The following is a 23,298-nucleotide window of genomic DNA, read 5'->3' as shown; positions in this document are numbered from 1 at the left end:
CAAAAAAACCAAACCCCCCCCCCCCCCCCCCCCCCCCCCCCCCCCCCTTCCCCCTCCCCCCCCCCCCCCCCCCCCCCCCCCCCCCCCCCCCCCCACCTCACCGATGAATCAGCTGCCTTCGGTGATCTGCGGGGCCGGGTCGGCCTTGTAGTCGGCGGGACCGAGGTTCGCGTCCACGGCCTTCTGCCAGGAGCCGTCCTCGACCATCTTCTTCAGCGCGGCGTTGACCTTGGTCTGCAGGTCCTTGTCGCCCTTCTTCAGACCGATGCCGTAGGGCTCGTCGCTGAGCTTCAGTCCGGCGAGCTTGAACTTGCCCTTGTTCTTCTCCTGAGCGGCGTAGCCGGCCAGGATCGAACCGTCCGTGGTCACCGCGTCGACGGCCTTGTTCTCGAGGCCGGTGAGGCACTCGGAGTAGCCCGGGTACTCACGCAGGTCGGCGTCGGGGGCCAGCTTGGTCTTGACGTTCTGCGCGGAGGTGGAGCCGGTGACCGAGCAGAGCTTCTTCTTGTTCAGGTCCTCGGCCTTGGTGATCCCGGTCTCGTCCGAGCGGACCAGCAGGTCCTGGTGGGCCAGGAAGTACGGGCCGGCGAAGTCGACCCGCGCCTTGCGCTTGTCGTTGATGGTGTACGTCGCGACGACCAGCTTGACGTCGCCGTTCGAGATCAGGTTCTCGCGCTCGGCGCTGACCGCCTGCTTGAACTCGATCTGGTTCGGCTGGTAGCCGAGCTCCTTGGCGACGTAGGTCGCGACGTCGACGTCGAAGCCCGTGAACTTGCCGTCCGGGGTCTTCAGGCCGAGACCGGGCTGGTCGAACTTGATGCCGATGACGATCTTTTCGTTGCTCCCCCCGGTGGTGCCGCCATCGCTCGCCTTGTCGGCGCCACCGCCACAGGCGGTCGCGGTCAGGGAAAGGGCTACGGCTACGGCCGCGGCCGCAGCGGCCTTGGAGATCTTCATGATGAACTTCCCTCGGATGAGACGTTGTTGAACGACGGGCGACGCATACGGCGCACGCACGGCCGACAGGAACGATCCGGCGGTGATCCGCATACGGATGACTACCAGACGGAAACCTCAGTGGTGCAGGATCTTCGACAGGAAGTCCTTCGCCCGATCGCTGCGCGGGTTGCTGAAGAACTGCTCGGGAGTCGCCTCTTCGACGATCTTTCCGTCGGCCATGAAGACGACCCGGTTGGCGGCGGAGCGGGCGAACCCCATCTCGTGCGTCACGACCACCATGGTCATGCCCTCCCGGGCGAGCTGCTGCATGACCTCCAGCACCTCGTTGATCATCTCCGGGTCCAGCGCCGAGGTCGGCTCGTCGAAGAGCATCACCTTCGGCTCCATGGCCAGCGCCCGGGCGATCGCCACACGCTGCTGCTGACCACCGGAGAGCTGCGCCGGGTACTTGTCGGCCTGAGTGCCGACGCCCACCCGCTCCAGCAGGGACAGCGCCTTCGCCTTGGCCGCCGCCTGGTCGGTCTTGCGGACCTTCAGCTGGCCCAGCATGACGTTCTGCAGCACCGTCTTGTGCGCGAAGAGGTTGAACGACTGGAAGACCATGCCGACGTCGGCGCGCAGCCGGGCGAGTTCCTTGCCCTCCGAGGGCAGTTCCTTGCCGTCGAGCGTGATGGTGCCCGAGTCGATGGTCTCCAGGCGGTTGATCGTCCGGCACAGCGTGGACTTGCCCGATCCCGAAGGACCGATCACCACGACCACCTCACCGCGGGCAATGCTCAGATCGATGTCCTGAAGCACGTGCAGCGCGCCGAAGTGCTTGTTGACGTTGCTCAGTACGACCAGGTCGTCTGCGGCACCGGCCGCGTCCTGCACGTCCTTGGTCACTGATACTCCGCTCATCGGCTTCTTGCTCCGTCCTCCTCGGTTGGGAGGACAGTAGTGACGTGACGCGCACAACGTCATCACATCTGAGGGAGAATTGAGGATAACGATCCGGCCTCTTCCGGATACGCTCCGTGCGCACCACCGATGTGATCGATCATGGACGCGTACCGGGTGCATAACGGAAGGCGCGCCGGGGCGGGACCCCCTTGACGTGGGACTCCGCATGGGCGTGGATGCATGGTGGCCCTACGTGCGGCCCTGCGTGTGACCATGCGTGGTGAAGCCCGAGCGAGACAAGAGGAGAGGGGGACGGCATGAGACTGCTGCTCGTCGAGGACGACGATCACGTCGCGGCAGCCCTGTCCGCGATCCTCGCCCGCCACGGCTTCCAGGTCACCCACGCCCGCAACGGCGAAGAGGCCCTGCAGGCGCTCCTGGCCGCCGGCGCCCCGGCCTCCCCCCAGCCCTACGGTGTGATCCTGCTCGACCTCGGCCTGCCCGACCAGGACGGCTACGAGGTGTGCGGCAAGATCCGCAAGCGCACCGCCACACCCGTGATCATGGTGACGGCGCGGGCCGACGTACGCTCCCGCATCCACGGCCTGAACATGGGCGCCGACGACTACGTGGTCAAGCCCTACGACACCGGCGAGCTCCTCGCCCGGATCCACGCCGTCGCCCGGCGCACCGGAGCCGCCGACGAGGCCGCCGCCCCCGGCACCGGTACGCCCGCGACCGTCCGCCTCGGCCCCGTCAGCATCGAGCTGCCCACCCGCCGGGTCAGCGTGGACGGCGCCGACGTACCCCTCACCCGCAAGGAGTTCGACCTGCTGGCCCTGCTCGCGCAGCGGCCCGGCGTCGTCTTCCGCCGCGAGCAGATCATCAGCGAGGTGTGGCGCACGAGCTGGGAGGGGACCGGGCGCACCCTGGAGGTCCACGTCGCCTCGCTGCGCTCCAAGCTGCGCATGCCCGCCCTCATCGAGACCGTCCGAGGGGTGGGCTACCGGCTCGTCGCCCCGGCCGCTCCCTAGGGGCCCCCTGCCGTGCGTGCCCGTCTGCTCCCGCTGCTCGTCATCCTGATGGCGGGCACGCTGCTCGCCCTCGGCTTCCCGCTCGCGGTGAGCCTGGCCGCCGGCCAGCAGCAGCGGGTGGTGGTCGACCGGATCGACGACAGCGCCCGCTTCGCCGCCCTCGCGCAGTTCTTCATCGATGCCGAGGGCTCGGGATCCGCCACCGGAGCCGAAGAGCGCCGCGATGCCCTCGGGCTCGAACTCGCCCGCTACCAGACCCTGTACGGAATCCGCGTCGGCATCTTCCACCGCAACTACAACGCCCTGGCCCGGTCCCCGGGGTGGTGGCAGCTCCCGGAATCGGCCGAGGGCCGCCGGGCCTTCGCGGAGGCGCTGGCCGGCCGGCGCAGCCATGATCCCCCGCAGGTGTGGCCCTGGCAGACCGACGGCAAACTGCTCGTCGTCTCCCCGGTCGTCCTCGACGGCGACGTGGTCGCGGTCGTCGCCACCGAATCGCCGACCGACCAGATGCGCGCCCGCATCCTGAAGGGCTGGCTGCTGATCGCGGGCGGGCTCGCCGCCGCCATGCTGGTCGCCTTCGGTGCCGCCCTCAAGCTCACCAGCTGGGTGCTCAAGCCCGTGCAGACCCTGGACGCGGCCGCCCACGGCATCGCCACCGGACGGATGAACTCGCGCGTCGCGGCCGCCGGCGGGCCGCCGGAACTCCAGCGCCTGGCCCACTCGTTCAACGAGATGGCCGACAACGTCGAAGAGGTCCTGGAACAGCAGCGGGCGTTCGTCGCCGACGCCTCCCACCAGCTGCGCAACCCGCTCGCGGCGCTGCTCCTGCGGATCGAGCTGCTCGCCCTGGAGCTGCCCGAGGGGAACGAGGAGATCGCCTCCGTGCGCGCCGAGGGCAAGCGCCTGACCCAGGTCCTGGACGACCTGCTGGACCTGGCGCTGGCCGAGCACGCCTCCGCCGAGATCAGCCTCACCGACGTCGGGGCCCTGGCGGCCGAGCGGGTCGCCGCGTGGCGCCCGTACGCCGAGGAGAAGGGCGTACGGCTCACCGAGACGGGCCGGACCGCCATCACCGGCTGGGCCGACCCCATCGCCCTGTCCAGCGCGCTCGACGCGGTCATCGACAACGCCCTCAAATTCACCCCCACGGGTGAGGAGGTCGAAGTCTCCGTCTCCAGCGAGGGGCGCTCCGTCCGGGTGGTCGTCGCCGACCGCGGTCCCGGCCTCACCGAGGACGAGCTGCTCCGCGTCGGCGACCGGTTCTGGCGCAGCGGCCGCCACCAGAACGTCAAGGGCTCCGGGCTCGGCCTGTCGATCTCCCGTGCCCTGCTCGCCGCGGGCGGCGGGACCCTCTCCTACGAGAAGAACCCGCCGCACGGGCTGCGGGTGACGGTGGCCGTCCCGCGCACCGACCCCCACGGCGCCTGACCCCCACGGCGGCCGACCCCCACGGCGGCCGACCCCGGGCCTGGTGGGTCCGGCTACCAGACGAGGGTGGTGCGGGCCGCCTCCGACACCGCGTACAGCTCGTCGACGGCCCGGACCTCGAAGGCGGCTGCCCGCTCCCGCCCGGCGCGCGGGACGGCGGGCAGGTACAGGGCGGTGCCGCAGGTGCCCCCGAGGAAGCGCCGGGTGCCGTCGGGGAGGACCCGCCACACCTCGTAGTGGCGCGGCCGCCCGCCGGGACCGGCCGCCGCCCGCCAGGACAGGCGCAGCCAGGCCCGGTCGCCCTGCCGGGACGAGGCGTCCACGACCGGCGCGGTGGGCGGGGCCGGGCGCCGGGTGCGGGTCTCGTCGCGCACCGACACGGCGCCGATCCGCCACACCACAGGCTTCTTCCCGAGCGCGGTGATCCGTACCGCCAGGCCGTACGCGGTCCTGCCCGCCAGCGACGCCAGCCCGGCCCGTGTCGTGCGCCAGCCCTGCCCGGCGTCCCGGGTCCCGGCCGGCAGCCACGTGTACGGGACCGGCTCGCCGGGGCCCGACGGCTCGCTCACGGCCACGCCGACCTCCACCGCGATCTGTGCCGGGACCTCTGCCGGGACCGGTTCCGGTCCGGTGGCGTGCACCAGCTCCAGGACCGACCTGCGGGTCAGCGGCAGCCGTGTGGAATGCAGCCCGATGATCACGGGCGCGGTCGGCGCGCCTTCGACGAGGAGGCTGGAGCCGCCGCGCCAGGCGTCCGCGAAGTCCAGGGTGACCGAGGGGCGCGCCCCGGCGGTGTCCACCGCCCAGCGGCGGCCGGGGAGCCGGTCCTGGAGCCCGAGGTGGTTCCAGGGCGCGTCCGAGACGACCCTGCCGCCGTCGTACCAGCGCAGCCCGTGCCCGGTGTTGAAGGAGCAGGCGAAGGGGAGCCCGGTGACGGTCGACCGGTCGGCGACGACCGTCGCGGGGGCCCGCCAGCGGGACCCGGACCCGGATTCGGGTGCGGGCCGGGCCGGGTCCAGGGACTCGCCCGTCCAGAACCGGTCGTCGGCGCGGTGGAAGGCCCCGGGGGAGCGGTCGGTGAGGTGGTTGCGGGTCCACTCGGGCCGGTAGAAGCCGTAGCTGACGACGTGGTCCCGCCCGCGCGGGACGAACGCGTCCCAGTCGACGGCGGAGTCCCAGCCGCGGGACTCGGTGTCCACCGCGGCCCACAGCTCGTGGCGGGAGCGGCCGAGGCGGCCGGCGAGCGTGCCCGAGGCGGCCAGGGTGTCCGGGGTCCAGCGGAAGTCCACGAACATCGTGTCCGAGACCTTCCCGGCCCGGTCCTCGAAGAACTCCTGGTTGAGCGCGTTGAGGGCGCCCTGCCAGCCCACCCGGCCGGTGCTGTTCATGGCGTCGTACCAGGTGATGCGCAGACCGTGGGGCTCGCCGGCCGCCCGCAGGGCGCGCAGGAACTCCCGCATCCGGGTGGCGAGCGCACTGTCCCCGCCGTCGGTCTCGGCGTTCACGAACCAGCCGTCGAAGCCGCAGGTCCGCGCCACCTGGACGAGCTTGTCGGCGATCGGGAAGCGGCCGAGGGAGTCCTGGCGCACCAGGTCGCGGGTCCACCGGAGGTCGCCGCCGTAGGCGACGGGCGGCAGGAACACGTTGCCCAGCACCCGGACCCCGTTGCGGTGGGCGGCGTCGACCACGGGCGCGTTCGGCGCGAGCACGATGCCCTCGCCGGCGGAGCCGCCCCAGAAGACCAGCTCGTCGATGTACGCCCAGTGCGTGAGCGCGTAGTGGTCGGCGGTCGGGGAGCCCTGGGACGGGTTCCCCGCCGTGGGCCCGAAGGAGACCAGGGAGGAGATACGGGCCTGGCCGGCGCGGGCGTCCCGGTTCGCCGGGACCGGGGTGAACCGTTCCGCCAGGGGCACGGTCGAGGTGTTGTGGGCGAGATCGGGGTCGCTCTCGGGGGTCCACCGGCTGAGCGAGCGCCACACGATCCCGGGGCCGGGGGTCCCCGACGGGAGGGAGTCCGGGAACCAGTACGAGGCGTACGGGGCCAGGCCGGCCGGGGCCGGTGCCGGCGTTCCCACGGGTGAGGGGGCGGGCGCGGCGGCGGCCCGGGCGCGGCCCGCCAGGCCCAGCAGCGCGGCGGCCCCGGCCCCGGCGGCCAGCACCCTGCGCCGGGTCGGCCGTACCGGGGCGGGCGGCGTGCGGGGATCGACGCCGTTGTCGGTCTCGGGCATGCGGGGCTCCTCACGAAGAGATCGGTGGATCGAAGGATCGGGGGATCACTCGGTCAGGTCAGGTCAGGTCACGCCGGGTCAGGTCAGGTCACGCCGGGTCTGGGCCGGTCAGGGCAGGTCGGATCACGTCACGTCACGTCACGTCGCGTACGCGCAGCACGTCGGTGATGCCGCGCGCGGCCAGATGGGCGGGGTCCGCGGCACGTTCCGCCAGGACCACCGCAGGGCGCACCCCCTGGGCCGTCAGCGAGGCCCAGGCTTCGAAGAACGCGCCGCCCGGGGCGCACACCGAGCGTCCCGGAGCCCCCGCCGCCCCGCCGGTGTCAGCGCCCGCGACCCCGTCCGCACCCGCATCCGCGCCGACGTCCACGGCGAGCGCGGTGGACCGCGGGGCCGGGCGGTGCGCGCGGCCCCGCCACCGCGCGGCGATCCGGGAGACGGCGGCGCCGGCCTGCTTGGTCCGGCGGTCGTTGGTGAGCAGGCCGAGGCCGTACTCCAGCTCCGGGAAGTCCGCGAGCTCCCGGGACACGTCGTGCGAACACCACCAGGTCACGCCCCACAGGTCCGGGCAGTCCAGAGCGTTCGTGACGGTGGCCTCGGTGAAGTGCGCCGCGTGCTCGGGCGGGATCAGCGGCGCCGGGGCGCCGACCTCCTGGAGCCACACCGGGCGGTGCGGGTCCAGGGCCCAGGCCTTGGACAGCTCGATCAGGTACGCGGCGTGGTGCTCGGTCGCCGTCCCCCTCCGGCCGTGGCGCTGCGCGGTGCCGTTGAACACCCAGGAGTGCACGGCGGTGGCCCCGCCCAGCCGGGCCGCCTGGGCCGCGGTGAAGGGGTGCCCGTCCTGGTACCAGGCCGCGTCGTACTCGGCATGCAGATGCAGCCGCCCCGGGGCGCCCTCCTCGCAGGCGGCGAGCATCCGCTCCAGCCAGCGGGCGGCCTGGTCCGGGGTGATCCGGTCGGGATCGGGGTGCGGGGCCCCGGAGAACTGGTTGATCTCGTTGCCGACCGTCATGCCCAGGAAGTTCGGCCGGTCGGCGAGGGCTGCGGCCAGCGTGCGCAGATACTCCACCTGCCCGGCGACCACCTCCGGGTCGGTGAAGATGCTGCGCCGGTGCCAGGTCCGGGTCCAGGCGGGCAGGAAGTCGAAACTCGACAAGTGCCCCTGCAGGCCGTCCACGTTGACGTCGAGCCCGTGCTCGGCGGCCGCGTCGGCGAGCGCGACGAGCTGCTCGACGGCGCGCGGCCGGATCAGCGTCCGGTTCGGCTGGAAGACCGGCCACAGGGGGAAGACGCGGATGTGGTCCAGCCCGAGCGCGGCGATCGAATCGAGATCGGCCCGCACCTCGGCGAGGTCGAAGTCCAGCCAGTGGTGGAACCAGCCGCGGGCCGGCGTGTAGTTGGCACCGAAGCGGAGCGCGTCATCGGGCACAGGGCGTCCTGGAGTTCTGGAGTACGCGAGTACTGGCGGAATTCACCGGATGCGGCACAACCTGCCGGTGCGGGTGAGGAAAGTCAACAGGGCACCCGTGGGTGTACTTATGCGCTTCAGCCCGGTTGACACAAGGGTTCTGCGCAGAAGAGCCTGAGGAAACTAATGCGCTTTAGTTGTGGTTGACGGCAAGGAACTGCGTGGAAATGGACAGTGGTATCAGCGGTATTTCGGTCACGGCGGCCGTCACCTTGGCCAGGGCTGTGCTGCGCGCGCTGCGGAGCCGCGGCCGCGGCCGCGACCTCACCGGGTTCCGGGACCCGCCGGCTCCGGCGTGCGCCGGGTCACCGGTGGAACTCGCCCGGGCCGTCGCAGCCTCGGGCCGCCTGGAGGCCGCCGGGCAGCCGGCCGGGGTGGCCGGGCGCGAAGCTCCGTACACGTATGTGATGACGTGTCACGGAGTCCCGTCCGCCGCTCGACAGCCCTCCCGGAAACCAATGGATCGTCATAAAAGCGGCCTGTCAGGGCAGGATCGCGTACGGTCCGGCCATTGCCGTCCGTATTCCGCCATGTGACGCACCCGAAGGACGAATGAGGCAGGCCATGGCCCGCAGACCCACGATCAAGGACATCGCCCGGCAGGCCGGTGTGTCGGAGAGCGCCGTCTCCTTCGCGCTCAACGACCGGCCGGGCGTCTCGCAGGACACCCGGGCCCGGATCCGCCGTGTCGCCGAGGAACTCGGCTGGCAGCCCAACAGCGCGGCCCGGGCCCTGTCCGGCGAACGCTCCGGAGCCGTCGGCCTGGTCCTCGCCCGGCCCGCGCACACGCTCGGCGTCGAGTCCTTCTTCCTCCAGCTCGTCTCCGGCATCCAGGAGGTCCTCTCCGGCGCCCGCACGGCCCTGCTGTTCCAGGTCGTCGAGGACATCGACGCCGAGTGCGCCGTCTACCGCCGCTGGTGGGCCGAGCGACGGGTCGACGGCGTCCTCGTCGTCGACCCGCGTACGAGCGACCCGCGACCGGCGCTCCTGGAAGGACTGGCCCTGCCCGCGGTCACCATCGGCGAGGCCCTGTCCTCGGCCGGCGGCCCCGGTGACGGGAGCGGGAGCTGGGGCGGGGGCGTCGACGGGGGCGGGCGAGGCCCCTCCACGGCTCCTGCCCCGGCTCCCTCCGCGACCCTGTCCTCGGTCCGGGCCGACGACGCCGGCGCCATGGCCCAGGTCCTCGAGCACCTGTACGGGCTGGGCCACCGCCGGATCGTGCACGTCGCCGGGCTCCCCGGCCTCGCCCACACCGTCCGCCGGATGGAGTCCCTGCGGGCCGAGGCCGCACGTCGCGGCCTCGGCCCCGACCAGGTGCGCTCGGTGGTCACCGACTACTCCGACGCCGAGGGCGCGGCGGCCACCCGACGGCTCCTCGCCGAGCCGGATCCGCCCACGGCGCTCGTCTACGACAACGACGTGATGGCGGTCGCCGGGAGCGCGGTCGCCGCCGGGCTGGGCATCCCCGTCCCGGGCCGGCTGTCGATCGTGGCCTGGGACGACTCCGCGCTCTGCCGGGTCACCCATCCCAGGCTCACCGCGCTCGTACGGGACACCGCCGGCTTCGGCCGGCTGGCAGCCGAGGAACTCCTGGCCGTCCTCGCGGGCAGCCCGCCCGGGGTGCGGATCAGCGAGCGGCCGAGGCTGGAGCCTCGCGAGAGCACGGCGCCGCCCCCGGCGCATACTTAATCCTGAAACCTTCCTGGAGCCGCCACCGTGATCATTCCCAGCGCCCCGTTCCCCTCACCGCGGGCCGCCGCAGCGGCCTCCGGGCCGACGGTGGCGATCGACATCGGGGGTACGAAGATCGCCGGTGCGCTGGTGCACCCCGACGGCACGATGACGGCCACCACCCGCCGCCCGACCCCGCGCGGGGCGGACGCCGACGGAGTCATGGCGGCGGTCGCCGAGGTCGTCGCCGACCTCTCCGCGTCGCCGCTGTGGGCCTCGGCGGTCCGCTGCGGGATCGGCAGCGCCGGGCCGGTGGACACCTCCCGGGGCACGGTCAGCCCGGTCAACATCGGGGCCTGGCGGGAGTTCCCGGTCCAGGAGCGCGTCGTGGCGGAGCTCGCGGCACGCGGGGCCGACCTGCCGACCGTGCTGGCCGGTGACGGGGTGGCGATGACCGCCGCCGAGCACTGGCTGGGCGCGGCCCGGGGCCACGCGAACGCCCTGTGCATGGTGGTCTCCACGGGCGTGGGCGGCGGGCTGATCCTGAACAACCAGCTCCACCCGGGCCCCACGGGCAACGCGGGACACATCGGCCACATCAGCGTGGCCTTCGACGGCGAACCGTGCGCGTGCGGCGGCCACGGGTGCGTCGAGTCGATCGCCTCCGGTACGGCGATCGCCCGCTGGGCGCTGGACCAGGGATGGACACCGTCGGAGCCGGACGACGGGTCGCACAAGGCAGGCGGCGGAGGCGATGCCACGGCGGCGGGCGTGGCCGCTGCCGCGGCCGGGGGTGACCCGATCGCCCTGGCCGCCTTCGACCGGGCGGGCCGCGCCCTGGCCGCCGCCATCGCGGCCACCGCGACCCTCGTGGAGACGGACATCGCTGTCATCGGCGGCGGGGTGGCCACCGCCGGCGACACCCTCTTCGCCCCGATCCGCAGCCACCTCGCCGCCTACGCCACGCTCTCGTTCGTCAAGGACGTCCAGGTGGTGCCGGCGATGCTGGGCACCCATGCCGGGCTGATCGGCGCGGCCGCGGCGGCGACCATGCTGCTGCCTTCGGCGCCGTCCTCTTCGTGACCTTCAGGACCCGCCAGACCCGCCAGACCCGCCGGACCCGCCGGACCCGCCGGACCCGTAGGACCTTCAGGACGCTCGGAACCCCCGGGAGCCTCAGGGCTTGACGGACCGGTAGTACCGGCGCGCGCCCTCGTGCAGGTCCAGCGGGTCGGTATAGATCGCCGTCCGCAGGTCCACGAGCTGCGCCGCATGCACCTGGCGCCCGACGAGGTCGCGGCTGAGGATCACCGTCCGCGTCAGCTGCTCGGTGAGCTGGGGGTCGGTCCCCGCCGTGGTCACCAGCAGGTTCGGCACGGCCAGGGTCGACACCGAGCTGGTGTTGCGCGCCCGCGCGTAGGCGTCCTGCGGCATCACGGCCGTCCGGTAGTAGCGCCCCGGGCTGCCGGTCTCCTGCAGCTGTTCCACCAGGTCGCCGAGTGGCACGAGCCGGATGTCGAAACGCTCCGACAGCTCGCGCACGGCGTTCGTCGGCAGGCCGCCGGACCAGAAGAACGCGTCGATGCGGCCGGCCTCCAGTTCGCCCGGCATGGTGTCGATGCCGATGGACACCGACGTGATGTCCAGCACCGGGTCGATCTTGGTCGCCCTCAGCAGCCGTTCCGAGACCAGCCGCACGCCGGACCCCGGCTGGCCGATCGCCACCCGCTTGCCGCGCAGGTCGCGGGCCGACTGCACCGGTGAGTCGGCCGGGACCACCAGCTGCACGTAGTCGTCGTAGAGCCGCGCCACCCCGCGCAGCCGGTCCGCGCCCGGCTTCTTGTCGAGCTGGTACTTGGCGACCGCGTCCGCCGTCGCCACCGTGAAGTCCGCCTCACCGGTGGCCAGCCGCTTCAGGTTCTCCTGCGAGCCCTCGCTCGTCTCCAGGTGTACGTCCATCCCCGGCATGTCCCGGCCGAGCGCCTGCTGCAGGAGCTGCCCGTACCGGTGGTAGACCCCGGTCCGCGCGCCCGTGCTGAAGGTCAGCTCGCCCTGGAGTTCCGGCTGCCCGAAGGGCTTCAGCCACCACGTCAGGACGCCGAGCACGGCGAGTACGGCCACCAGGACCCGCAGGGCGTGGCGCCTGCTGATCCGGGGCGGTACGAGAGGCATGGCCGCGATCCTGCCACCCGTCCGCCGTCCTGTCACGGCGCGGGCCGTCCGGGAGCTCCCGAGCGGAGCCTTCCCAGCAGCTTGCGCGCGGCCGGCCCGGCCGGTCCGTCCGTGCGCCAGGCCAGCGCGACCTTCCCGGACAGCCCCGGCTCGGTGATCCGCAGCGCGCACAGTCCGCCGCTGCCGCTGCCGCTGCCGCTGCCGCTGCCGCTGCCGCTGCCGCCGCCGGTGGCGGTGGCGGTGGCGTTGCCCACGCCGGTCCGTGGGCCCGCTCCCGACTCCGCCCCGGACGGCACCACCGCCACCCCCAGGCCCCGCGCGGCCAGCCGGACCAGCACGGCGGGCGCCGCCGCCTCGAAGTCCACCCGCGGCGCGAAGCCCGCCTGCGCGCACGCCCGCTCCAGCACCCCGCGCAGCCCCGTCCCCCGCGGCAGGCTGATCAGGGCCCGCCCGCGCAGGGCGGTCAGCGGGATCCCGCCGTCCACGGCGGCCGCCACCAGCGGATCGTCCGCCCGCACCGCCGCGACCAGCGGTTCGTCGAGCACCACCTGGCAGGAGACGCCCGGCGGCGGCTCCCCCGCGAGGCCGACCACCGCCAGGTCCAGCTCCCCGCGCAGCAGCGCGGCCAGCATCCGCTCGGAGGTGTCCTCGGAGAGCGCGATCTCCACCCCGGGGTGCTCGTCGTGGAAGGCCCCGAGCACCTCCACCACGTCGAACCCGTCCACCACCGCCCCTGCCGCCCCCGGGACCAGCCCCAGGGCCACCCGTCCGCGCAGCAGGCCGGAGAGCTCCTCGGCCGTCCGCCGCACGCCCTCCACCGCCGCCAGCGCGGCCCGCGCGTACGAGAGCACCGCCCGGCCCGCCTCCGTCGGGGTCACCCGCCGCCCGGACCGGTCGAGCAGCCGCTGCCCGAGCTCGCGTTCCAGCTGCGCGACCTGAGCGCTCACCCCGGGCTGTGACACGTGCAGCCGTGCCCCGGCCCGAGTGAAGCCGCCCTCTTCCACCACGGCCACGAAGTAGCGCAGCTGAGCCAGTTCCATAAGCACGGATTCTAGATCGCAGAATGAACCGCTCTTGGACTTATGCCCGGCGCCCCTCGACCCTGAAGCCATGAGCCGATCAGCGCCCCGACCCACGCCCCGACCCACGCCCGAACCCACGCCCCGACCCGCTCCGAGCCCCGCGCCCCGGACCGCGTCCCGCTCCACCTCTCCCGCCTCCGTGCGCCGCCGTACGATCGCCGCGGCCGTCGCCGACGAACGCCGCGCGCTGGCCGACGTACTGGACGCCCTCAGCCCGGACCGGTGGGACGCCCCCTCGCTCTGCGCCGGCTGGCGCGTCCGCGAGGTCGCCGCCCACCTGTCCCTCGGCTTCCGCACCACCCTCCCCGGTTTCGCCGCCGAACTGCTGCGGGCCCGCGGCAGCCTGCACCGGATGACCGACCGCACGGCCCGCCGCGACGCCGCCGCCTTCACGACGCGCGAGCTCGGGGCGCTGCTCCGCGAGAACGCAGGCCACCCCTGGAAACCGCCGGCCGCCGGCCCCACCGGAGCCCTCGCCCACGACGTGGTCCACGGCCTCGACATCACCGTCGCCCTCGGCCACCCGCGCCGCGTCCCCGAGGACCGGCTGCGGCTCCTCCTCGACGCGGTGACCCCCCGGTCCCTGCGCTTCTTCGGTGCGGACCTGACCGGCGTCCAACTGCGCGCGCAGGACCTGGACTGGTGTCTCGGCGAAGGAACTCCGGTGTACGGAGAAGCCCAGGACCTGCTACTCCTCCTCTTCGGCCGCCGCCTTCCCCCGGGTCGGCTGAACGGGGGACCGGAGGGCCACCGGGTACCGCCTACCCTTGTTGCATGACCAGCAGCGACCGGAGCCAGGCAGTGGACGTGAAGCGAAGCTACGAGGTGCGCACCTACGGGTGCCAGATGAACGTGCACGACTCGGAGCGGCTCTCCGGTCTGCTGGAGGACGCCGGCTACGTCCGGGCGCCGGAGGGCGCCGACGGTGACGCCGACGTCGTGGTCTTCAACACCTGCGCGGTCCGCGAGAACGCCGACAACAAGCTGTACGGCAACCTCGGCCGGCTGGCCCCGATGAAGACGAAGCGCCCCGGCATGCAGATCGCCGTCGGCGGCTGCCTCGCGCAGAAGGACCGCGACACCATCGTCAAGCGGGCCCCCTGGGTCGACGTCGTCTTCGGTACGCACAACATCGGCAAGCTGCCCGTGCTGCTGGAGCGCGCCCGCATCCAGGAGGAGGCGCAGGTCGAGATCGCCGAGTCGCTGGAGGCCTTCCCCTCCACGCTCCCGACCCGCCGCGAGTCCGCGTACGCGGCCTGGGTCTCGATCTCCGTCGGCTGCAACAACACCTGCACCTTCTGCATCGTCCCGGCCCTGCGCGGCAAGGAGGAGGACCGCCGGCCCGGCGACATCCTCGCCGAGGTGGAGGCCCTGGTCGCCGAGGGCGTCTCGGAGATCACCCTGCTCGGCCAGAACGTGAACGCCTACGGTTCGGACCTGGGTGACCGCGAGGCCTTCAGCAAGCTGCTGCGCGCCTGCGGCCAGATCGAGGGCCTGGAGCGGGTCCGTTTCACCTCCCCGCACCCGCGCGACTTCACGGACGACGTGATCGCGGCGATGGCCGAGACCCCCAACGTGATGCCGCAGCTGCACATGCCGATGCAGTCCGGATCGGACACGATCCTGAAGGCGATGCGCCGCTCGTACCGGCAGGAGCGGTTCCTCGGCATCATCGAGAAGGTCCGCGCCGCGATCCCGCACGCCGCGATCTCCACCGACATCATCGTGGGCTTCCCCGGCGAGACGGAGGAGGACTTCCAGCAGACGATGCACGCGGTGCGCGAGGCCCGTTTCGCGAACGCCTTCACCTTCCAGTACTCCAAGCGGCCCGGCACCCCCGCCGCCGACATGGACGGGCAGATCCCCAAGGAAGTGGTCCAGGAGCGGTACATGCGCCTGGTCGCCCTCCAGGAGGAGATCTCCTGGGACGAGAACAAGAAGCAGGTCGGCCGCACGCTGGAGGTCATGGTCGCCGAGGGCGAGGGCCGCAAGGACGGCGCCACGCACCGCCTCTCCGGCCGCGCGCCCGACAACCGCCTGGTCCACTTCACGAAGCCGGAGGCGGAGGTCCGCCCGGGTGACGTGGTCACCGTGGACATCACCTACGCGGCCCCGCACCACCTGCTGGCCGAGGGCCCGACGCTGACCGTGCGCCGGACGCGCGCCGGCGACGCTTGGGAGAAGCGCAACGCCGCCCCCGCCCAGCCGGCGGGCGTCATGCTCGGCATCCCGACGCTGGGCGTCCCGGCGCCCCTGCCGACCGTCACCTCCGGCTGCTCGGTGCCCGCCTCCTCCTGAGCGACACGGGTCCCGCGCCTGCGGCTAGGCTGCGGATCATGCTCGTAGCCGCTGCCGTCTGTCCCGCCCCGCCGCTGCTCGTGCCGGAGGTCGCCGCGGGGGCCGCCGCCGAACTCGGCGACGCCCGCTCCGCCTGCTCCGACGCGCTGGCGGTGCTGGCCGCGTCCCGGCCCGACCTGCTGGTCGTGGTCGGGGCCGCAGCCGAGGGCGGCGCGTACGACCAGGGCACCCCGGGCGGCTTCGCCGGCTTCGGGGTGGACCTGACCGTCACCCTGGGCCCCGACCTGGGCGAACCGCCGAGCGGCCACGCCACCGGGACCGTCCTCCCGGCTTCCCTCGCGGTGGCCGGCTGGCTGCTCGGCCAGGCCCGCTGGGCGGCCGCCCCGGTCGCCGGAGTGGCGGTCGCCGCGGACCTCGCCCCGAGCGGCTGCGGCCTCCTCGGCGCGGACCTGGGCGGTTCCGCCGAACGCGTGGCCATGCTGGTCCTCGGGGACGGCAGCGCCTGCCGCACCCTCAAGGCCCCCGGCTACCTCGACGAGCGGGCCGCCGCCTTCGATGCCGCCGCCGCCCGCGCGCTGGGCGCCGCCGACGTGGCCGCGCTCGCCGGGATCGACGCCGCTCTCGCGGCCGAGCTCCAGGCCGCCGGACGGGCCCCCTGGCAGGTGCTGGCCGGCGCCGCCGAGGGCGCGGAGCTGGAAGGGCGCCTGCTGTACGAGGACGCACCGTACGGCGTGGGGTACTTCGTCGCCGCCTGGTCGTAGCCGCGCGGCGGCCGCGGCCGAGCCGACAGGGGCCGACAAGACACCCCCTGGGCTCCTGGAACGGCGAAGGGGGGGGGGGGGGGGGGGGGGGGGGGGGGGGCCCCCCCCCCCCCCCCCCCCCCCCCCGCGCCCCTTTCCCGGACCGCGTCAGGAGGCGGCCGGCGGCGTCGGCCCGCCAGGAGCGTCCTTGTGCGCGATCTTCCCCAGGGCGTCCTTCGCCTTGCCCGTCCCGCTCGTGATCTGGCCGCTGTACTTGCCCTTGGTCTTGGAGTCCACGGCCTTGGCCACCTTGTCCAGACTCTCGCCGATCCTGCCCTCGTGCTGCTGGGCGAGATCGCCGACCTTGTCCTTCGCCGGACCGAGCTTGGCCTTCAGATTGTCCAGCAGGCCCATGGGTCACCTTCCGTCGGCGGTCGCTACGTGCGGGCGCCCTCGCCGGTCTCGCTGTCCGCGGCCACCGGGGCCGCCAGCTGCTTCGGAATCTCCACGACTCCCGGCTCCGGAGACTTCTCGGCAACAGGCTCGGCCTCCTCGGCCGCACCGGACTCCGCCGTCAGGTCCTCCGCCGCGACCTCCTCGGTCACAACCTCGTCCTTACGGCGAAAAAACCGATCAAAAACGCCCATGTCTACTCCCGTAACGTTACTCGTGTGAGTGAAGTTCCGCGTCGACCGGACCGGCCTGCGCCGGGCGTACGCAGGGCGCATGTCCGGCCGGAACCTCGCCAGGGCAACGACCCCGGCCTCACCCCGTCACGTAACTCGATCGGGTACATGCCGTGGGGTTTGCGAGACTGGTGCGGTGAGGAAAGCAGCCCCCGCCCCGCGGGTCATCGCCGTCGTAGGTCCCACCGCGGCAGGAAAGTCCGACCTGGGTGTAGCCCTGGCCCGCCATTTCGACGGCGAAGTCGTCAACGCCGACTCCATGCAGCTGTACCGGGGGATGGACATCGGCACCGCCAAGCTGACGACCGAGGAGCGCGGCGGTGTCCCGCACCACCTCCTCGACATCTGGGACGTCACCGACACCGCCAACGTCGCCGACTACCAGCGGCTGGCCCGCCTGGAGATCGACAAACTGCTCGCCGAGGGCCGCACCCCCGTCCTCGTCGGCGGATCCGGCCTGTACGTCCGCGGCGCCCTGGACGTCATGGAGTTCCCCGGCACCGACCCCGAGGTGCGGGCCCGTCTGGAGGAAGAGGTCACGCTCCGTGGCCCCGGCGCCCTGCACGCCCGCCTCGCCGCGGCCGACCCGGCCGCCGCGCAGGCCATCCTGCCCAGCAACGGCCGCCGCATCGTCCGCGCCCTCGAAGTGATCGAGATCACCGGCCGCCCCTTCACCGCCAACCTGCCCGGCCACGACTCCGTCTACGACACCGTGCAGATCGGGGTCGACGTGGCCCGCCCAGAGCTCGACGAGCGGATCGCCCTGCGGGTCGACCGGATGTGGGAGGCCGGGCTGGTGGACGAGGTCCGTGCGCTGGAGGCCCGCGGGCTGCGCGACGGAATCACCGCCTCCAGGGCGCTCGGCTACCAGCAGGTACTGGCCGCGCTCGCCGGTGAGTGCACCGAGGACGAGGCCCGGGCCGAGACCGTCCGGGCGACCAAGCGGTTCGCCCGCCGCCAGGACTCCTGGTTCCGCCGCGACCCGCGCGTGCACTGGCTCAGCGGGGCCGTCGCCGACCGGGGGGAACTCCCCGGACTCGCGCAGTCGTTGGTCGAACGAGCGGTCACAGCCTGATCACGTGATGGCATCGGGACGCCTCACGCGCCAGTAGTGGGGCCAGCGGCGTGCCATCATCAAACTCCAGCGGGTGCGATCACCTGCGATGAACGGCGGCGTACTGAGTCCGAGTGGGGAGGGCGCGTGGCGATGGAGGCCGGCCCTCGCGACACCGGGCAGGACGACACCCGGAGGGAAGCGGATCCGATGCTTCTGGACGGGACGGACGGGACGGACGGGCCCACAGGGCTCGGGCTGCCCGCCGATCCGGCGCGACTGACCCCGGACGGCCCGGACACCCCGGACTCCGCCGAGGCGGAGGCCGCGGCCGGACCCGAGTTCGAGGTCGAACTGCGCCCGCAGCGCCGCCTGCGCCTGTGGCAGATCGCCCCGATCGCGATGCTCGCCGCCACCGGTTCGCTGATGTTCGCCTTCCCGCTCGCCTTCGAGTTCGGCGACGGCGGCGCGGTGGTCGCCATGCTCGGCTTCCTGATCAGCTGCTGCGCCGGAGGCTGGGGAATGATGGCCGCCCGACGGGTCGGCTACACGTGGCCCGGTCTCCCGGCCCGGGGGAGCGGCCGCCGCCCGGACTGGCGCATGGCCGCGCTGTACGCCGTCGTCGCACTGGCCGTCGTAGGTCTCGCCGTGTACCGGGTCGCCCGGCTCCGCTGAGCGCCGCCCGGCCGCTTCCGCCTCCGGCCGGTTCCGCCTCCCCGGCCGGTTCCGCCCCTCGGACGGTTCCGCCCCTCGGACGGTCCGGCGCCTCTGAGCTGGGGCTCGGTACCATGGGCGGGTGACGCAGACCACCCTCTCCTTCCTCAAGGGCCACGGCACCGAGAACGACTTCGTGATCGTCCCGGACCCGGACAACGCCATCGAGCTGCCCGCGTCCGCCGTCGCCAAGCTGTGCGACCGGCGTGCCGGGATCGGCGCGGACGGCGTCCTGCACGTCGTCCGGTCCGCCGCGCACCCCGAGGCCGCGCACCTGGCCGACGAGGCGGAGTGGTTCATGGACTACCGCAACAGTGACGGCTCCATCGCCGAGATGTGCGGCAACGGCGTGCGCGTCTTCGCCCGCTACCTCCGGTACGCCGGACACGTCGAGCCCGGCGACCTCGCCGTCGCCACGCGCGGCGGCGTCAAGCGCGTGCACCTCGACAAGGGGGGCGACGTCACCGTCTCCATGGGCCGCGCCGAGCTGCCCGAGGGCGAGGTCACGGTCAGCGTCGACGCCCGGAGCTGGACCGCGCGGAACGTGAACATGGGGAACCCCCACGCGGTGGCCTTCGTCGAGAGCCTCGACCACGCCGGGAACCTCTACACCGCCCCCGCGTTCACCCCGGCTTCCGCCTACCCCGCCGGGGTCAACGTCGAGTTCGTCGTCGACCGCGGCCCCCGGCACGTCGCCATGCGCGTCCACGAGCGCGGCTCCGGCGAGACCCGCTCCTGCGGCACCGGCGCCTGCGCCGTCGCCGTGGCCGCCATCCGCCGCGACGGCGCCGACCCGGCCGCCACCGGCGAACCGGTCGCGTACACCGTCGACCTCCCCGGCGGAACCCTGATCATCACCGAACACCCCGACGGACAGATCGACATGACCGGACCGGCCGTGATCGTGGCTGCGGGGGAGTTCGACGGGACCTGGCTCACCGAAACGGCTTTCGGCTGAAGCTTCCCTCTAACGGGTGATCCGTTTCACGCTGAGCGAGAGGTGGACTGCGCCACGTGGTGGGGTCGGTAACATCAGGCACCGGCCCTGAGGGCTCACCCCATGCCCACCACCGCCGGTCGAAGCCGCCGGAGGTGCCCATGAGTGCAGAGGCCACGAACCCCGAAGCACACCCCGAAGCGCGCCCTGAGCTCCGCAGACGGGGGCGGACCAGGCTCGATCTGCGCAGGCTCGGGCGCGCGGCCCTGCTCGGGCCGACGTCACGAGACCGGCTTCCGGACGCGATCGGCCACGTGGCCGAGGCACACCGCGCCCACCACCCGGACGCCGATTTGTCCATTCTGCGCCGCGCGTATCTCCTCGCGGAGACCTCGCACCGCGGTCAGATGCGAAAAAGTGGTGAGCCGTACATCACACATCCACTCGCCGTCACCCTGATCCTCGCCGAACTCGGCGCCGAGACCACCACCTTGACGGCCTCTCTGCTCCACGACACCGTCGAGGACACCGACGTGACCCTCGATCAGGTCCGGGCGGAGTTCGGCGACGAGGTGTGCTTCATCGTCGACGGCGTCACCAAGGTGGAGAAGATCGACTACGGCGCCGCCGCCGAACCCGAGACCTTCCGCAAGATGCTCGTCGCCACCGGCAACGACGTCCGCGTCATGTCCATCAAACTCGCCGACCGGCTGCACAACATGCGCACCCTGGGCGTGATGCGCCCCGAGAAGCAGGCCCGCATCGCCAAGGTCACCCGCGACGTCCTCATCCCGCTGGCCGAACGGCTCGGCGTGCAGGCCCTCAAGACCGAGCTGGAAGACCTCGTCTTCGCGATCCTGCACCCCGAGGAGTACGAGAGCACCCGCGCGCTCATCGCCGCCCACGCCGGGGAACGCGACCCGCTGCCCGCCATCGCCGACTCCGTACGCGGCGTCCTGCGCGACGCGGGCATCACCGCCGAAGTGCAGGTCCGGCCGCGGCACTTCGTCTCCGTGCACCGCATCGCCCGCACCCGCGGCGAACTGCGCGGCTCCGACTTCGGCCGCGTCCTCGTCCTCGTCGGTGAGAACGCCGACTGTTACGCCGTGCTCGGCGAGATGCACACCTGCTTCACCCCGGTCGTCTCGGAGTTCAAGGACTTCATCGCCGCCCCGAAGTTCAACCTCTACCAGTCGCTGCACACCGCCGTCGCCACCCCCGAGGGCTACGTGGCCGAGGTCATCGTGCGGACCCGGCAGATGCACCGCGTCGCCGAGGCCGGCGTGGTCGCCCTCGGCAATCCGTACGCCACCGCGACCCCCGACGCCGCCGCCACCGACCCGGACGAGGAGCGCGTGGACCCCACGCGGCCCGGCTGGCTGTCCCGGCTGCTCGACTGGCAGCAGTCCGCGCCCGACCCCGATACCTTCTGGACCGTGCTCCGGGCGGAGCTGGCCCAGGACCGGGAGATCACCGTGTTCCGGGACGACGGCAGCGCCACCGGCACTATCAGCCTGCCGGCCGGGGCCAGCTGTATCGACGCCGCCTACGCGCAGCACGGCGAGGCGGCCCACGGCTGTATCGGCGCCCGCGTCAACGGGCGCCTCACCTCCCTGTCCTCACCGCTGTCCGACGGGGACACCGTCCAGCTGCTGCTCGCCCAGGACGCCTCCTCCGGACCCGCCCCCGAGTGGCTGGACCACGCCCGGACCCCCGCGGCCCGGATCGCCATCAGCAGCTGGCTCGAAGCCCACCCCGACCGGGCCATGGCCACGACCTCGGCCGCCCGGGCACCGCTGTCCGTGGTCGGGGCCCGGGGCGGCGGGGGCAACGCGGTCGCCGATCTGCCGGACGCCCCCGTGCGACTGGCGGGGTGCTGCACCCCGGTGCCGCCGGACGCCGTCGCCGGCTTCCTGGTCCGCGGCGGGGCCGTCACCGTGCACCGCATCCACTGCGCGGCGGTGGCGCAGATGCGGGCGGTGGGGCGCACCTCCGTCGCCGTGCACTGGCGGGCCACGGCGGACGTCCGGGTCACCCTCCTCGCTGAATCGTTCGGCCGCCCGCATCTGCTGGCCGATCTGACCGAAGCCATCGCCCGCGAGGGGGTCGAGGTGGTCTCCGCGACGGTGGAACCGCCGGTCGAACAGCGCGTCCGGCACAGCTACACCCTGCAGCTGCCCGACGCGGCCGGGCTGCCCGCACTGATGCGGGCGATGCGGGACGTGCCGGGCGTGTACGACGTCAGCCGCGTGTAGCCGCCGGCCGGGCGCGGGTGCGTACGGAGGCCGGTGGCGACGTAGGCCGGAACGACGCCGGAAGGCCCCGTTCGGGTGGACTCGTCGCGCGTCGTGCGCGGCCGTGCGGCGGGCGCTGGTAAGCGGTGGTGGATGCAGCTCTCCTCCCCGCGCCTGCGCGCCACCCTGCTCGCCGCGGCCTCCCTCACCCTCGTCGCCGCCGTCCTGCCCCCGCCGAAGCCGCTGGGCATCGGCGACCGGCTCTTCCCGGAGCTCGGGAACCCCGGGTACGACGTGCTCTCGTACGACCTGTCCTTCGCCTACAAGGACAACCTGAGCCCGCTCGACGCGGTCACCGTCATCGACGCCCGCGCCCTGGAGCGGCTGGAGCGCATCAATCTGGACTTCACCCACGGCAAGGTGGCGTCCGCCGAGATCAACGGGGAGCCGGCGCGGTTCGAGAGCGTGGCGGAGGACCTGGTCCTCACGCCCGCGCGCCCGGTGGCGGACAACATGCCGCTGCACATCACCATCCGGCACACCAGCGATCCGCGCGGCCGCGGCGACGGCGGCTGGGTGCCCACGGAGGACGGCCTGGCCATGGCCAACCAGGCGGACGCCGCGCACCGCGTCTTCCCCTGCAACGACCACCCCGCCGACAAGGCGGTCTTCACCTTCCGGATCACCGCCCCGGCCGGCCTCACGGCCGTCGCGAACGGTGAACCGGTGGCCCCCGCCGTACGGCTCGGCCCCACGACGACCTGGACGTACCGGACCCGGCACCCGATGGCCACCGAGCTGGCCCAGGTCTCTGTGGGCCGCTCCGAGGTCGTGCACGGCACCGGACCGCACGGGCTGCCGCTGCGCGACGTGGTGCCCGCCCAGGACCGCAAGCGGCTGGACCCCTGGCTCAAGAAGACCGCGGGCCACATCGAGTGGATGGAGGAGCGGGTCGGCCGCTACCCCTTCGAGAACTACGGGGTGCTGATCGCACGCGCCACGACCGGCTTCGAGCTGGAGACGCAGACCCTCTCGCTCTTCGAGAGCAGCCTGTTCGCGGGCGAGGGCTACCCCGACTGGTACGTCGAGTCCGTCATGGTCCACGAGCTCGCCCACCAGTGGTTCGGCGACAGCGTCACCCCACGCACCTGGTCCGACCTGTGGCTCAACGAGGGACACGCCACCTGGTACGAGGCCCTGTACGCGGACGGCCTCGGCAAGTACTCCCTGGAGCGGCGCATGCGCGAGGCGTACCAGCGCTCCGACCAGTGGCGGGCGGCGGGCGGCCCGCCGGCCGCCCCGAAGGCCGCCGCACCCGGCGAGAAGATCGGGCTCTTCCGGCCGGTGGTGTACGACGGGTCCGCACTGATCCTCTACGCCCTGCGGCAGGAGATCGGCACCGAGGCCTTCGAGAAGACCGAGCGGCGCTGGGTCGCGGAGAACCGGGACGGGATCGCGGGGACGGCCGACTTCGTACGCCTGGCCTCGCAGGAAGCGGGCCGCGACCTCACGGCCTTCCTGGAGCCCTGGCTGTACGGGTCCACGACCCCGCCGATGCCGGGGCACCCGGAATGGAGCGGCAAGGCGGCCTCCGGCAGGGCCGCGGCCGACGGGAGCGCCCGATAAAGGGTGTGACCGCTGAGGAACGGGCATGTCACCATCGACGGGGCCGCGCGGGGAATCCCCCGGCCGTGTGACACGTTGGACGTG

The 23,298-nt window shown here is 73.1% G+C and carries 20 protein-coding genes; 12 read left to right on the top strand and 8 right to left on the bottom strand.

The window, feature by feature from the left end; all coding sequences use genetic code 11:
• Nucleotides 1-108: 108 nt before the first annotated feature.
• On the bottom strand, nt 109-957 hold the full coding sequence (locus ACZ573_RS13920) for a glutamate ABC transporter substrate-binding protein (protein ID WP_471303232.1): 849 nt from the start codon (nt 955-957) through the stop codon (nt 109-111).
• Between the two features lie 117 nt (nt 958-1,074).
• Nucleotides 1,075-1,860 (bottom strand): amino acid ABC transporter ATP-binding protein, encoded by a 786-nt coding sequence (locus ACZ573_RS13915; protein WP_468122968.1) that lies wholly within the window; start codon nt 1,858-1,860, stop codon nt 1,075-1,077.
• A gap of 299 nt (nt 1,861-2,159) precedes the next feature.
• Between ACZ573_RS13915 and ACZ573_RS13910 the strand changes: the two genes are divergently transcribed.
• Both ACZ573_RS13910 and ACZ573_RS13905 read left to right on the top strand, forming a co-directional pair.
• Nucleotides 2,160-2,876, top strand: a complete 717-nt coding sequence (locus ACZ573_RS13910) for a response regulator transcription factor (RefSeq protein ID WP_471303229.1) — start codon at nt 2,160-2,162, stop codon at nt 2,874-2,876.
• A gap of 12 nt (nt 2,877-2,888) precedes the next feature.
• Nucleotides 2,889-4,304, top strand: a complete 1,416-nt coding sequence (locus tag ACZ573_RS13905) for a sensor histidine kinase (RefSeq protein ID WP_471303227.1) — start codon at nt 2,889-2,891, stop codon at nt 4,302-4,304.
• A 53-nt stretch (nt 4,305-4,357) separates the two neighbouring features.
• Here the strand turns inward: ACZ573_RS13905 and ACZ573_RS13900 are convergent, their stop codons facing one another.
• The gene (locus ACZ573_RS13900; RefSeq protein ID WP_471303226.1) at nt 4,358-6,532 is read right to left on the bottom strand and encodes an endo-beta-N-acetylglucosaminidase; all 2,175 of its coding nucleotides are present in this window, start codon (nt 6,530-6,532) and stop codon (nt 4,358-4,360) included.
• A gap of 133 nt (nt 6,533-6,665) precedes the next feature.
• Nucleotides 6,666-7,961, bottom strand: coding sequence for a glycoside hydrolase 5 family protein (locus ACZ573_RS13895; protein WP_471303223.1), 1,296 nt, complete (start codon nt 7,959-7,961; stop codon nt 6,666-6,668).
• Between the two features lie 603 nt (nt 7,962-8,564).
• Between ACZ573_RS13895 and ACZ573_RS13890 the strand changes: the two genes are divergently transcribed.
• A complete protein-coding gene (locus ACZ573_RS13890; RefSeq protein WP_471303221.1) occupies nt 8,565-9,689 on the top strand; it encodes a LacI family DNA-binding transcriptional regulator in 1,125 nt (374 codons plus the stop codon).
• Between the two features lie 33 nt (nt 9,690-9,722).
• Nucleotides 9,723-10,754, top strand: coding sequence for an ROK family protein (locus tag ACZ573_RS13885; RefSeq protein WP_471303333.1), 1,032 nt, complete (start codon nt 9,723-9,725; stop codon nt 10,752-10,754).
• Between the two features lie 93 nt (nt 10,755-10,847).
• Here ACZ573_RS13885 and ACZ573_RS13880 read toward each other — a convergent pair whose 3' ends face one another.
• Nucleotides 10,848-11,843 carry a TAXI family TRAP transporter solute-binding subunit gene (locus ACZ573_RS13880; protein ID WP_471303219.1) on the bottom strand — a complete coding sequence of 332 codons (996 nt, stop codon included), beginning with the start codon at nt 11,841-11,843 and terminating at the stop codon, nt 10,848-10,850.
• A 32-nt stretch (nt 11,844-11,875) separates the two neighbouring features.
• Nucleotides 11,876-12,883, bottom strand: a complete 1,008-nt coding sequence (locus ACZ573_RS13875) for a LysR family transcriptional regulator (RefSeq protein WP_471303216.1) — start codon at nt 12,881-12,883, stop codon at nt 11,876-11,878.
• A 181-nt stretch (nt 12,884-13,064) separates the two neighbouring features.
• Here ACZ573_RS13875 and ACZ573_RS13870 point away from each other — a divergent pair, with 181 nt between their 5' ends.
• The 3 genes from ACZ573_RS13870 to ACZ573_RS13860 are packed head-to-tail and all read left to right on the top strand — an operon-like array spanning nt 13,065 to nt 15,984.
• On the top strand, nt 13,065-13,703 hold the full coding sequence (locus tag ACZ573_RS13870) for a maleylpyruvate isomerase family mycothiol-dependent enzyme (RefSeq protein WP_471303215.1): 639 nt from the start codon (nt 13,065-13,067) through the stop codon (nt 13,701-13,703).
• Complete coding sequence (miaB, locus tag ACZ573_RS13865) at nt 13,700-15,223, top strand: tRNA (N6-isopentenyl adenosine(37)-C2)-methylthiotransferase MiaB (protein ID WP_471303213.1); 1,524 nt, start codon at nt 13,700-13,702, stop codon at nt 15,221-15,223. Before ACZ573_RS13870 ends, miaB begins: the two co-directional genes overlap by 4 nt.
• Nucleotides 15,224-15,261: 38 nt before the next feature.
• Nucleotides 15,262-15,984 (top strand): class III extradiol ring-cleavage dioxygenase family protein, encoded by a 723-nt coding sequence (locus tag ACZ573_RS13860; protein WP_471303211.1) that lies wholly within the window; start codon nt 15,262-15,264, stop codon nt 15,982-15,984.
• Between the two features lie 147 nt (nt 15,985-16,131).
• On the opposite strand, the gene ACZ573_RS13855 is transcribed toward ACZ573_RS13860, so the two are convergent.
• Together ACZ573_RS13855 and ACZ573_RS13850 are read right to left on the bottom strand one after the other, a co-directional pair.
• Complete coding sequence (locus tag ACZ573_RS13855) at nt 16,132-16,377, bottom strand: antitoxin (protein WP_327264792.1); 246 nt, start codon at nt 16,375-16,377, stop codon at nt 16,132-16,134.
• A gap of 23 nt (nt 16,378-16,400) precedes the next feature.
• Complete coding sequence (locus ACZ573_RS13850) at nt 16,401-16,568, bottom strand: gliding motility protein (RefSeq protein ID WP_471303208.1); 168 nt, start codon at nt 16,566-16,568, stop codon at nt 16,401-16,403.
• A gap of 217 nt (nt 16,569-16,785) precedes the next feature.
• On the opposite strand from ACZ573_RS13850, the gene miaA reads away from it, so the two are divergent.
• The 5 genes from miaA to ACZ573_RS13825 all read left to right on the top strand — a co-directional run bounded on the left by miaA (nt 16,786) and on the right by ACZ573_RS13825 (nt 23,214).
• Complete coding sequence (gene miaA / locus ACZ573_RS13845; protein WP_382545099.1) at nt 16,786-17,724, top strand: tRNA (adenosine(37)-N6)-dimethylallyltransferase MiaA; 939 nt, start codon at nt 16,786-16,788, stop codon at nt 17,722-17,724.
• A 132-nt stretch (nt 17,725-17,856) separates the two neighbouring features.
• On the top strand, nt 17,857-18,378 hold the full coding sequence (locus ACZ573_RS13840; RefSeq protein ID WP_301374443.1) for a hypothetical protein: 522 nt from the start codon (nt 17,857-17,859) through the stop codon (nt 18,376-18,378).
• A 121-nt stretch (nt 18,379-18,499) separates the two neighbouring features.
• Nucleotides 18,500-19,375 (top strand): diaminopimelate epimerase, encoded by an 876-nt coding sequence (gene dapF, locus ACZ573_RS13835; protein ID WP_471303206.1) that lies wholly within the window; start codon nt 18,500-18,502, stop codon nt 19,373-19,375.
• A 140-nt stretch (nt 19,376-19,515) separates the two neighbouring features.
• Nucleotides 19,516-21,609 carry a RelA/SpoT family protein gene (locus tag ACZ573_RS13830; RefSeq protein WP_471303204.1) on the top strand — a complete coding sequence of 698 codons (2,094 nt, stop codon included), beginning with the start codon at nt 19,516-19,518 and terminating at the stop codon, nt 21,607-21,609.
• A 132-nt stretch (nt 21,610-21,741) separates the two neighbouring features.
• Nucleotides 21,742-23,214 (top strand): M1 family metallopeptidase, encoded by a 1,473-nt coding sequence (locus ACZ573_RS13825; protein ID WP_471303202.1) that lies wholly within the window; start codon nt 21,742-21,744, stop codon nt 23,212-23,214.
• Nucleotides 23,215-23,298: the final 84 nt, after the last annotated feature.

This window comes from Streptomyces sp. NPDC040545 (genome assembly GCF_055595065.1).
This window is presented reverse-complemented; position numbering and strand designations above follow the sequence as displayed.